16 protein-coding genes are annotated in these 10899 nt (G+C 67.0%); 15 read left to right on the top strand and 1 reads right to left on the bottom strand.

Translation table 11 applies throughout. The features are described 5' to 3' along the window. Positions 1-362 precede the first annotated feature (362 nt). Positions 363-980 carry a hypothetical protein gene (locus tag VF167_15385; protein ID HEX6926804.1) on the bottom strand — a complete coding sequence of 206 codons (618 nt, stop codon included), beginning with the start codon at positions 978-980 and terminating at the stop codon, positions 363-365. A gap of 106 nt (positions 981-1086) precedes the next feature. Here VF167_15385 and VF167_15380 point away from each other — a divergent pair, with 106 nt between their 5' ends. From VF167_15380 to VF167_15310, 15 genes are all read left to right on the top strand, one after another. Next, positions 1087-1269 carry a hypothetical protein gene (locus VF167_15380; GenBank protein ID HEX6926803.1) on the top strand — a complete coding sequence of 61 codons (183 nt, stop codon included), beginning with the start codon at positions 1087-1089 and terminating at the stop codon, positions 1267-1269. 206 nt (positions 1270-1475) lie between these two features. Next, on the top strand, positions 1476-2096 hold the full coding sequence (locus VF167_15375; GenBank protein ID HEX6926802.1) for an HNH endonuclease signature motif containing protein: 621 nt from the start codon (positions 1476-1478) through the stop codon (positions 2094-2096). Positions 2097-2184: 88 nt separating this feature from the next. Next, positions 2185-2634: a hypothetical protein gene (locus VF167_15370; GenBank protein HEX6926801.1), complete on the top strand. Its 450-nt coding sequence runs from the start codon at positions 2185-2187 to the stop codon at positions 2632-2634. Continuing rightward, on the top strand, positions 2631-2855 hold the full coding sequence (locus tag VF167_15365; GenBank protein ID HEX6926800.1) for a hypothetical protein: 225 nt from the start codon (positions 2631-2633) through the stop codon (positions 2853-2855). The genes VF167_15370 and VF167_15365 overlap by 4 nt, the downstream gene beginning before the upstream one ends. 81 nt (positions 2856-2936) lie before the next feature. Next, a complete protein-coding gene (locus VF167_15360; protein HEX6926799.1) occupies positions 2937-3182 on the top strand; it encodes a hypothetical protein in 246 nt (81 codons plus the stop codon). Beyond that, positions 3179-3529 (top strand): hypothetical protein, encoded by a 351-nt coding sequence (locus tag VF167_15355; GenBank protein HEX6926798.1) that lies wholly within the window; start codon positions 3179-3181, stop codon positions 3527-3529. Before VF167_15360 ends, VF167_15355 begins: the two co-directional genes overlap by 4 nt. 256 nt (positions 3530-3785) lie before the next feature. Beyond that, positions 3786-4544 (top strand): ERF family protein, encoded by a 759-nt coding sequence (locus VF167_15350; GenBank protein ID HEX6926797.1) that lies wholly within the window; start codon positions 3786-3788, stop codon positions 4542-4544. Further along, a complete protein-coding gene (locus VF167_15345; GenBank protein HEX6926796.1) occupies positions 4541-5179 on the top strand; it encodes a YqaJ viral recombinase family protein in 639 nt (212 codons plus the stop codon). Before VF167_15350 ends, VF167_15345 begins: the two co-directional genes overlap by 4 nt. After that, positions 5176-5400, top strand: a complete 225-nt coding sequence (locus tag VF167_15340) for a hypothetical protein (GenBank protein HEX6926795.1) — start codon at positions 5176-5178, stop codon at positions 5398-5400. Before VF167_15345 ends, VF167_15340 begins: the two co-directional genes overlap by 4 nt. Before the next feature lie 307 nt (positions 5401-5707). Then, positions 5708-5875, top strand: coding sequence for a hypothetical protein (locus VF167_15335; protein ID HEX6926794.1), 168 nt, complete (start codon positions 5708-5710; stop codon positions 5873-5875). Further along, positions 5872-6048, top strand: coding sequence for a hypothetical protein (locus tag VF167_15330; GenBank protein ID HEX6926793.1), 177 nt, complete (start codon positions 5872-5874; stop codon positions 6046-6048). Before VF167_15335 ends, VF167_15330 begins: the two co-directional genes overlap by 4 nt. Positions 6049-6052: 4 nt before the next feature. Next, positions 6053-6304, top strand: a complete 252-nt coding sequence (locus VF167_15325; protein HEX6926792.1) for a hypothetical protein — start codon at positions 6053-6055, stop codon at positions 6302-6304. Further along, complete coding sequence (locus VF167_15320; GenBank protein HEX6926791.1) at positions 6301-7569, top strand: site-specific integrase; 1269 nt, start codon at positions 6301-6303, stop codon at positions 7567-7569. The genes VF167_15325 and VF167_15320 overlap by 4 nt, the downstream gene beginning before the upstream one ends. Positions 7570-7832: 263 nt before the next feature. Beyond that, entirely contained in the window at positions 7833-8195 is a 363-nt protein-coding gene (locus tag VF167_15315) for an HNH endonuclease (protein HEX6926790.1), read from the top strand. Further along, entirely contained in the window at positions 8159-10765 is a 2607-nt protein-coding gene (locus VF167_15310; GenBank protein HEX6926789.1) for a DNA methyltransferase, read from the top strand. The genes VF167_15315 and VF167_15310 overlap by 37 nt, the downstream gene beginning before the upstream one ends. Positions 10766-10899: the final 134 nt, after the last annotated feature.

Genomic DNA, 10899 nt, shown 5'->3' with positions numbered 1-10899 from the left:
AGAAGGCGTGGATCAGCTGCCCATCGGTCGGATCGAGGCGCATAACGGTAGTAGTCGGTGATTTTCGGGACGGCAGGGGCGTGCGGGCGCCCCTTGCACTTTGCATGGATCGTTGCAGTCGTCGGGGCACCCCTTGCCGGGTGATTGTTCGGTGTCGGATGCCGGGGTTAGTTTTACGCCGTTCCTTGTTGGCGGCATTCAACCTGCCCGCTCCTCCACTGTCCACGCCGGTCGTTCTCCACCCTCCCTATCAGGAGTCGTCATGCCGTACAGGTTCCGTCAGTTGTTCGTTGTCGAACGTGCCATTCCCGAGATTGGAGCCCACCCCGGAGACATCCTTTGCGACGACCCCCAGGAAGGCGTCAGCCTGCTCCGCCGCGTGGACCAGGGGCGTCAGGCTCTTGACTGGTGGGCGGACGCCCTTCGCCGCCTCCCTCGCCCTGCCGGCGGCGAGCGCGCAGCAGTTCTTCCACAATATCCCACAGCCGTTCAACGCGGTCTGAACTGAGTTCGTCCGCCCGGGGCCTGGCCCGGCCGTTCACCGCTTCAGCCTCCAACTCGATAGCCCGCGCCCGGATCTCCGCCGCGCGGGCTTCTCTGTTTGAGTTGACCTCCCGCATCGCGGCCAGGACGTGCTCCCGGCGCAGTAGCTTCGACCGCTCGCTCCAGTCCGGGTGCGCGTCGATCTCGCGGAACTCCGCCAGTACGCGCGAGAAGGTGGGATCGGTGGCGTCCGGGGTGTGGTCGGCGGCCCCGTCTCCGTGCCCGTTGTGGCGCGAGCGCCCCACCCCCGCCAGAAACGCCTCCAACGCTTTGCGCGTATCTGCGCGCAGCGTTTTCGGGTACTGACCCGCCCGCCATCCGCGTATCAACCCCTCCGAAACCCCCAGGATTTCAGCGGCTTCATAGTTGTTCGGCGGCAGTCTCGATAGCGCCTCGGAGATCATGTCCTCCGGGCTGCGGGAACTTTTTTTCGTCATGCCCCTTGATTTACGCGTAGGTACGCGTTACTCTGAATGTGCACGCGCCGCCAAACCGGCGCAAAAGCCCGGAAACGCACGAAATACGCCAGATCGAACGCACAAGATGAGCAACGTAAAGCAGCCGGTGCACCGGAACAAGGACGCCACCGTCCCCAAGGGAATCCGGCTCCGCCGCTCCCAATGGGCCGAGCTGGAGGCGATCCGCCTGCGCCGCGGGCAGCAGTCGGTGCAGGAGGCGGTGCGAGACGCGGTCGAGCAGTTCATCGCCCAGCAGCGCGCCGCTTAGGACCATGCCTACGCTCACCGGCGCCGACTACCTCTTCGGCAGCGCAATCGCCTCGGCTTTCGACCGCGCCCGAGTGGCCGTTCGACTGCTGCCGTGCGGGCGCTGCGGCCGGGAAGGCCCACACTGGCGGACGTTCCAAGTCGCCGGAGGAATTAGCGCGATATGCTCGACGTGCTCCGAATCCATCGGCGAGGAAGGAGTCAACGATGAGTAACGTCCCCGCCGGACTCTGCCGGTGCGGGTGCGGCGAGCGCACGTCCGTGCTGCCATACGACTGCTCCAAGACGGGGCTCAAGAAGGGCGAGCATCGCCACTTCAAGAAGGGGCACTCCCTGAAAGTCTTCCGGATCAGCGCGACCCGGGTGCTGCCATTTTCGGAGCAGGATATCGACGTCATGGTCTCCATGTACGAGCAGGGTCACAGCACCCACGCGATCGGCCGCGAGTTCGGATGCGACAGCAACAGCGTGTACCTGCGCCTAGTCGCCAGAGGTGTCCGGATGCGCCACCGCTCTGCGAGGCGGCCGAAGATCACCTTTCATAGCAACGGATACGTCAGGTGGGACGGGAAGTACGTGCACCGGATCGTCGCCGAAGCTTGGTATGGTCGGCGGCTCCAGCCCGGGGAGCACATCCACCACATCGACGGAGACAAGCTCAACAACCACCCCCTCAACCTTCGTTTTGTCAGCGCGTCGGAGCACCTCGCGCTGCACAACAGGGAGCGCGCCGCCGCTCGCCGGAAGATCGATCCCGAGGTCCGCCAGGATGCGGCCGAGGATCACCGAGACATGGACCAGTCCGTCTCCGCTTCCGTTCACCCATAACCCCCTTCTTCGGGCACACCCACCCATGACCACCCCTACCACGATGGGCGCGTACGCGCCAAATGTCGCGCAAAAAACAGGTGTTGGTTTGCGGCGGGAAAAGAGAGTACCGAGCGCACTGGACCTGGCACGGCTGGCGGACATCCTCCGTGACGAGGCCGCGTGCGAGCTCCTCGCCGCCTTCGATGGGGTGTCGCAGAAGCGCATGAAGGCCGCCGCGTTTCCCGGCGTTAGCCCGACCGGGATCTCCCGCGCGATGAACGGCGATTCGTCCAATCCCCTCTACCGACTCGCAGCGATCTTCCTACTGATGCGACGACTTGGACTGAGCAGGCATCGAGCACTGCGGATGTGGATGTGGTTGCGGGAGGTGATCGATCAGGTCTGGCCCCCGGAAGAGGAGGAGGGGGAGGGAGAGGGGGAGAGCGACCCGCACGACCCGAGGGCGGCGCTCGAGGCGATCCGAATTCACCAGCAATACCTACCCCGCGTGATCGGGACGCTCAGGCGCATGTTGGCTGCGGAGGCGATCCGATGACCTGGCAAACCGCGCTCATCCTCTACATCGGCGCCTGCGTGATCTACCTCGCGGGCTGGAAGGCGGGGATCGACATGGAGCGGGACGAACCGCAGGAGGAGGGGCAGCAGAAGCCGCCGGTGAACCGGACGGAGGCCGCGCGGTTCGTGGAGATCAAGATCGGCGGGTGGCCGCTCTACGAGACGACCAAGCAGGACAGCGGGCGCCTGACCTACAAATGAGTCGGCGCCGCCGGTGATTGAGCCACCGACGACGCCATGCCGGGGCCGCACAAGGCCCGAACCCCGACAGGGAGGAATCTGATGTACGCCACACCAACAGTCAAACCCCGCTTGCGGCGGATGTTCGCCGCCGGGCGCATCCCGCCCCGCCGCCGGACCTGCGCCACCGGGCACCGCGGCCCCTGGATCGCCGCGCCAGAGTACGGTGCGTGGGTCGAGCGACTGGCTGCCGAGACGGGCGCGCGGATCATCCCCGCGCGATACGGCCAGTGCCAGAACTGCGGCTCGCACACCGCGATGCCGGAGGGTGCGGAGGTGGTGGAGTGAGCCGCCATGTGGGCATCCACGTCCGCGACGGCGAGATCAAGGCGGGGCTGGCGTGCACCTTCGACGGCCCGATGGTCTACGTCAGCCTCTCGGCCACGGTCAACGTCAGCGCGGGCGATTCCAGCGCGAGCCTCAGAGGGCGCGTGGAGAGCGAGGACGTTTGCCTCTACCTGACTCCCACGCAGGCCGAGGCGCTGGTCGAGGCGCTAGCGCATCAGCAGGGCGCGCTTCGGAGGGCAGCGCGGGACGAGGCCGCCCCTGGCCGCACGGTGCTGGCCGATCTGCGCGAGCGTCGGGAGGTGCTGGCGCGCCACGAAAAAGCTGCGGCTGTGGGGGGTGCATCGTGAGCACCACCCCCTGCCCCACCTGCTGCGGCACCGGCCAGCTCGGCGGCGGCCCGCGCCTGGGGCCTGAGTTCCCGGGCGGGTACGGGCCGATCACGCGCGCCGAGGATTGCCCCGACTGCCTGGGCGGCGGCGACGTGCTGTGCGGCTACTGCCCCGAGCGGCGGGTGGCGACAACCGAGATCGATCCGGGGTGCCCGGCGTGTGAGGAGTGCCGGCGCGAGTCGGATGCGGATAACCAACTATAAGAGGCGGCGTGATGGCTACGGAGATCATTCAGCACAACGAGGCCGCCCTTCCGGTGGCCGACGAGGGTGGCGGTGAGCCGGGCAGCGTGCTCGCGCTCATCAAGTTCGGCATCGAGCGGGACATGTCGGTCGAGGCCCTGGAGCGGCTGGTGGCGCTTCAGGAGCGGATCACCGACCGCAACGCCCGGACGGCATTCGTGGAGGCGCTGGCGGCGTTCCGCCAGGATTGCCCGCCGATCGCCAAGACGCGCGAAAACACTCAGTTCAGCGTCACGCGCAACGGGACAAGGCGGGCCGGCACGTACGCACCCCTGGAGGAGATCGACCGGGTGGCTCGCCCGGTAGCGGCCAAGCATGGGCTGACGTGGACGTGGGACACGCGGGTGGACGACAAGCTGATGCACGTCTCCTGTCGCGTGATGCATGTGATGGGGCACTCGGAGACCACCAACGTCTCCATGCCCTTCGAGTCCAAAGCCGGCAGCAGCCCGCAGCAGAAGTACGGGGCCGCGCAGACTTACGGGATGCGGTACTCGCTGATCGCCGCGCTCGGGATCACGACCGCCGACGACGACGAGGACGGCAACGGTCAGTACAGCGCGGACACGATCACCGACCGGCAGGCGGCAGACCTTGACGCCCTGATCGACGAGGTGGGCGTCGATCGCGTGAAGTTCCTCCGCTGGCTCGGGGTCAAGGAGCTCTCCGACCTGCGCGCCGCCGACATGGGCCGCGCCGTGAAGGCGCTCGAATCGAAGAGGTCCGCATGAGGATCCTGACGATGGAGCAGGGCTCGCCGGAATGGATGAACGCCCGACTCGGAATACCCACCGCGTCGAGGTTCAGCGAGATCATCACGCCGGCCACGCTGAAGCCGAGCAAATCCGCGTCGAAGTACAGAAACCAACTCCTTGCGGAATGGCTGCTCGGCTACCCGATCGACTGGAGCAACGGCGGCTCGGCGTGGACCGACCGGGGTCGCGAGATGGAGGGAGAGGCCCGCGCATTCTACGAGATGCAATTCGACGTGGACGTGGTCCGCGTCGGGTTCGTGCTGCGCGAAGATGGCCGCGTCGGCGGCTCCCCGGACGGCCTGATCGGCACGGACGGCGGGGTCGATTTCAAGTGCCCCGCCCTGCACACGCACATCGGCTACATGCTCGAGCCTGATAAGCTCGCGGCGGACTACCGGGCACAGGTGCAGGGATACATGTACCTGACGGGCCGCGCGTGGTGGGATCTGTTCGCCTACTCGCCCGCCCTGCCGCATGTGCGCGTGACGGTCGAGCGGGACGCGGAGTTCCAGGCCGCGCTCGGCGCCGCGCTGGATGCCTTTGTCGCGGACCTGGACCGTTGCCGCGAGCAGCTGATGCCGCACCGGGAGCAGGTGCGCGCCGCGGCATGACCACCCACGCCACCACCTCCCAGGCCGTGTTGATCCGCAAGATGATGGCGAGCCATGTGTTCACCGACGAGGAGCGCGCGGGTCTGGAGCGTCGGCTGGCGGAGGGATTCACGCGGGGCACGCCCTCCGACGCCATCACCTGGCTCAAGGCTGAGTTGGCGATGCGCAAGGCGGCCGAGCGGGAGGCGGCAGAGAGGCAGCAAGTGGGACTGAACCTATGAAATCCAGGCAGGGGCGAGCGCACAACAATCACCATGTTGAGTCGAGTTTCCATCACCACCACGCGCCGCCCCTGCCGCTGCTTGCACCGATACAGTGACCACCAAGACGAGGCCACCGAGGCGCCGCGAGCCCTGCGTGGACTGCGGCATCCCGGTCAACACGTACACCGACAAGCCCGTCTGCCATGAGTGCCGCCGCGAGCGGCTGGGACTGGACCCGAGCGTCCCGCACCGAAGGGGGCGGCCGGACCGGCAGAGGGCGTACTGGAGAGCGCGGGTCAACCGACAAATCCTGAGAGAGATCCGAATGAGCCAGCAGACCATCACCGTGACCTTCCCCAGCCGCGCCGCCTACGAGGCGGCCCTGGCGGCCGTGGCCGAGAAGGCGACCGAGGCGCACGACGACCGCGCCGGGCCGTCCGTGGATCAGCTCGACACCCGGGAGGCGCTGCGGGCGCTGGAGGGGGCAAGGTGATCCGCCTCCTCCTCTCCGTCCTGTTCCCGCGCCCGTCGCTGCGCCAGCGGTTCGCGGGCTACGTGACCCCGCGCCGCCATCCGGGCGAGAGCGTGCGTGCATTCCGGGCGCGGCAGATCGACGCCGTGCTCGCGCGGTCGGAGGACGCGGACGTGCACCTGTTCATCGGATAGGGCCATGCGGACGAGGCAGCAACACCAGTTCGATTACGCGGGGCTCACCACAGGTGAGTTCGCACGCCGCACCGGCCAGAGCCCCGAGCAGGTGCGGGATCTCATCGAGTCCGGGTGGTTCCGGTGGAACGACGGCGTGCCCGAGGTACTGGACGTGTCGAGCCCTGGAGCGAAGCGGCCGAGCTATCGGATCTCAAGGGCCGCGCTGCAGCGCTACTACGAGGAGCGATCACACGCCCGGAAGCGGAGCGCGTGAGCACTGCCGAGACGCGCACGGCGTTGCGAATCGATCTCCGCGACCCGCGCCTGCCCGGCGGGCGGCTGAACATCCTGGCCCGCACGGACGATCCCGACGAGAGAGACGCGCGGGCGGAATCGCTCAAGTTGCTGCTCGAGACTGAGCGCGGCCGTGCGGTGATCGCCCGACTGCGTGCCCGGAAGGTGTCGATCGAGGCCGTCCATCGTGCCGTGCGCTCATTCGACCTGTCCAGCGTCGAGGCTCCACCCGACGAGCCAGCTGGGAAGGCGCCGATGCCGGTGATGCTCGGGGAGACGGTTGACGCCTGGCTCAAGCACCTGAAGGGCCAGCACCGGAGCCCGGAGACGGTCGCCACCTACCTCGTGATCGTCCGGGGACTGGAGGCGCACTTCGGGGTCGAGCGGGAACCGGGCGGCAACATCACGAAGGACGTTCCGGTGGGGTCCATCACGCGCAGCCAGGGCGAGGCGTGGCTGAGTGGACCGAAGGAGACCACGGGCGGGAAGCCCTGGATGCCGCGCACGCAGACCGTGGCGCACTCCATCGCGGCACAGTTGTGGGACCGGGCCATCAACGAGGACGAAGAGCGCAGCGAGAAGCACGGCACGCCGCGGACGATCCAGCGCAATTTCTGGCGCCGGCACGGGAGCCGGAAGGGAGTTCGGGCCGCACGCATCAAGCGCACTCGCGTCGAGTTCCTGCGCCGCAACGAGGCGGCCAAGGTGCTATGGGCGAACCGCGGGACCGAATACGCCGCATGGGTCGCGGTGGGGATCTACGCGGGCCTGCGCGCCGGGGAGGCGGCCAACCTGCGCCTGGGGATCGACGTCGATCTGAGCCGCATGGAGATCCACATCCAGAACCGGGGTGGCGAGTTCGCCTGGAGCACGAAGACGGACAACAGCCAGCGGACGATCCCGATGCACCCGCGGCTCGCTAGGTGGATCCGCGCGCACATCCGGCTGGAGTTCGCGGGCGACCTCTACCTGTTCCGCCTGCGCGGGAAGGACGAGCCGCTGAACCGGAGCGCGTGGCGGTGGTGGACGAAGGAGGCGTTCGAGCGGGGAGGTATCAGGTACGGCCGGAAGAAGGACGCGCTCACCGCGCACTCGCTGCGGCACACGTTCGCGTCCTGGCTCACGATGGCGGACGTGCATCCGCTCAAGATCGCGCGGCTGATGGGGGACACTGTCGAGATGGTGCTGAAGACCTACTCGCACCTCGTAGACGAAGAGCTCGACCGGGTGATTCGGAAGCTATGAAGGGCGGGTCTTGCCAGCGGGTCTGCCAGCAAAAACAAGCTTGGGAGAAGAAAATGGGGAATTCAGCGGAGTTTCACTTAAGCATTTTTTCTGCCAGCCAGAACGGGGCACACTCAACTAGCCGCACAAAACCTACACTATCGGGAGCTTTTCGGGAAGAGCAGATAGGCTTTTTCACCCCTGATTCGGGCACTTCTGCCAGCGGATCTGCCAGCGGGGATCGCTCCCTCCCCCTCCCCGACCCCGCCCGCTTCTGGTCCAAGGTGGACCGATCCGGCTCCTGCTGGCTGTGGACCGGCGCGCGCTGCGAGCGGCGTGGTCACGGCGTCCTCAAGGTGGCCGGCAGGCAGCGCCCGGCCCATCGCGAAGCCTACCGCATGGCGAAGGGCGAGACCCCGCCCGGCGCCTACGTGCTCCACCGGTGCGGTAACATCCTCTGCGTGAGGCCGGCGCACCTCTACACCCTGCACGACGAGGGCGACCGCTGCCGCGACTGGCGCTGCGCCTACCCGCGCACGCTGGTCTGCGCCCAGCCGGATTGCCCCTCGCGCGGGCTTCCGGTCGGCTGCGTCCGGCGGGACACCGGCGAATGCTTCGCGTGCTGGAGCGCGGGGAGGGCGGCGTGAGGGGCTATCTGGACTTCCTGAAAGCCAAGGCCGCCACCGTAGAGACCCGCGGCTTCGACGTGGACGATTCGGAGATCAACCCGCTGCTGAAGCCCCACCAGCGCGCGGTGGTGCGTTGGGCGGTCCGTGGCGGCCGGCGTGGGATATTCGCGGCGTTCGGCCTCGGCAAGAGCGTGATGCAGCTGGAGATCCTCCGGCTCGTGCTCTCCCGTGCCGGTGGGCGCGCCCTGATCGTCGCCCCGCTTGGCGTGCGGCAGGAGTTCATGCGTGACGCGGCCATGCTCGGTACGCGCCTCAAGTTTATCCGCCGCATAGAAGAAGCCGACGAAGCGGGGATCCACCTTACCAACTACGAGACGGTCCGTGACGGGAAGCTGGACCCGCGCGAGTTCGTTGCCGCCTCCCTCGACGAGGCAGCGGTACTCCGTGGGTTCGGTGGGGTGAAGACCTTCCGCGAGTTCATGCGCCTCTTCGCCGACGATGATCGCAGCGGCCCGGCCGGCGAAGGGATCCCGTACCGGTTCGTCGCGACCGCCACCCCGTCGCCCAACGAACACATCGAGCTGCTCAGCTACGCCGCCTTCCTGGGGATCATGGAGGTAGGCGAAGCGAAGACTCGCTTCTTCCGCCGCAACAGCGAGAAGGCGGACCAGCTCACACTGCACCCCCACAAAGAGGCGGAGTTCTGGACCTGGGTTGCGACCTGGGGGCTGTTCCTCCAGAAGCCGTCCGATCTCGGATTCAGCGACGAAGGTTACTCGCTGCCGCCGCTGAATGTCGTCTGGCACGAGGTCGCAGCCGATCACGCGAAGCTCGCCGGTGAAGAGCGCGACGGGCAGCTGCGCCTTGTCGCCGACTCCAAAGTGAGCGTCACGTCGGCTGCGCGGGTGAAGCGGGAGAGCCTGCCGGACCGGATCGCGAAGCTGATGGAGATCCGGGCGGAGAACCCGGACCGACACCGCATCATCTGGCACGACCTGGAGGCCGAGCGGCGGGCGATCGAGGCGGCCATCCCGGACGTCGTGAGCGTCTACGGAAGCCAGGACCTCGACGAGCGAGAGCGGTCGATCATCGCCTTCTCGGATGGCGAGATCCGCGAGCTGGCGGGCAAGCCCGTGATGCTAGGGAGCGGCTGCAACTTCCAGCGCCACTGCCACGAGGCGGTGTTCCTCGGCATTGGGTTCAAGTTCGCCGAGTTCATCCAGGCGGTCCACCGGCTATACCGCTTCCTCCAGACCGAGCCGGTCACAATCCACCTCATCTACTCGGAGGCCGAGCGGGGGGTGCGGAAGATCCTCGAACGCAAGTGGAAGCAACACAATGAACTCGTGGAGAAAATGGCGGAAATCATCCGGAAGTACGGGCTGTCGGAAGCCGCAATGGCGGAGGCGCTGAAGCGCTCGATCGGCGTGCAGCGCATCGAGGCGAGCGGGGAGGGGTGGACGATGGTCAACGAGGATACGGTGCTGGAGACAAAGGGCATGGAGAGCGATTCCGTGCAGCTCATCGTCACCAGCATCCCGTTCTCGAACCAGTACGAGTACACGCCGCTCTATAACGACTTCGGGCACACGGACGATGACGATCACTTCTGGCGCCAGATGGATTACCTGACGCCGGAGCTGTTCCGGGTGCTCGAGCCGGGAAGGATTGCGGCGGTGCACGTGAAGGACCGGATCGTCCCGGGTGGGATCAACGGGCTGGGGTTCCAGACGGTGAACCCGGTCTCGGATGACTGCATACGGCACTTCCGCAAGCACGGCTTCGCGTTCATGGCGCGCAAGACGATCGTGACCGACGTAGTGCGGGAGAACAACCAGACCTACCGGCTCGGCTGGACGGAGCAGTGCAAAGACGGCACGAAGATGGGCGCTGGCCTGCCTGAGTACGTGCTGCTCTTCCGCAAGCCACCGAGCGATCGGAGTAACAGCTATGCGGATCGGCCGGTGGTGAAGCAGAAGAAGTTCGCAACGAAGGACGGGTGGGAGAACCCGGACGGGTACAGCCGCGCCCGATGGCAGATCGATGCGCACGGCTTCGCCCGCTCCAACGGAAACCGACTGCTCCGCCCCGAGGACCTGGAGGGGCTCCCGGCTGATCAGGTCTTCCAGATCTTCCGCGCGCACAACTACACCCACGTTTACGACTTCGAGCATCACGTCCGGATCGGCGAGGCACTGGAGCTCCGCGGCCAGCTACCCCCGACCTTCATGCTCCTGCAGCCGCAGTCGTGGCACCCGGACGTGTGGAGCGACGTGGTGCGCATGCGGACGCTCAACACCATGCAGGCTGCGAAGGGCCAGGAGCAACACCTCTGCCCCATGCCACTCGACCTGGTGGAACGGCTGATCGTCCAGTTCAGCATGCCGGGTGAGCTGGTGTTCGATCCGTTCGCGGGTCTGGGGACGGTGCCCTACGTGGCGATACAGCAGGGGCGGCGCGGGCGTGGCCACGAACTAAATCACCGGTACTGGATCGACGCTGTGAATTACTGCCGCGCGGCCGAAGAGAAGATGTCGATGCCCACGCTATTCGACGTGCTGGAAGAATTAGAGGAGGTGGCGGCGTGAACCGGACCCTCCTCACCCGCGAACGCGCCCGCGCCGAAGCCCGGCGCAGAGCTGACATGCTCCGCACCCGCGCCCGAATCGTCCTGTCCGGCCGGTGGAACCTGTGCCCGGAGGAGATCCCCGCGGCCATAGCC

Source organism: Longimicrobiaceae bacterium (assembly GCA_036375715.1).
Lineage (GTDB): Bacteria > Gemmatimonadota > Gemmatimonadetes > Longimicrobiales > Longimicrobiaceae > DASVBS01.
Note: the sequence above shows the minus strand (reverse complement) of the source record. Positions and strands in the feature narration are given on the sequence as shown.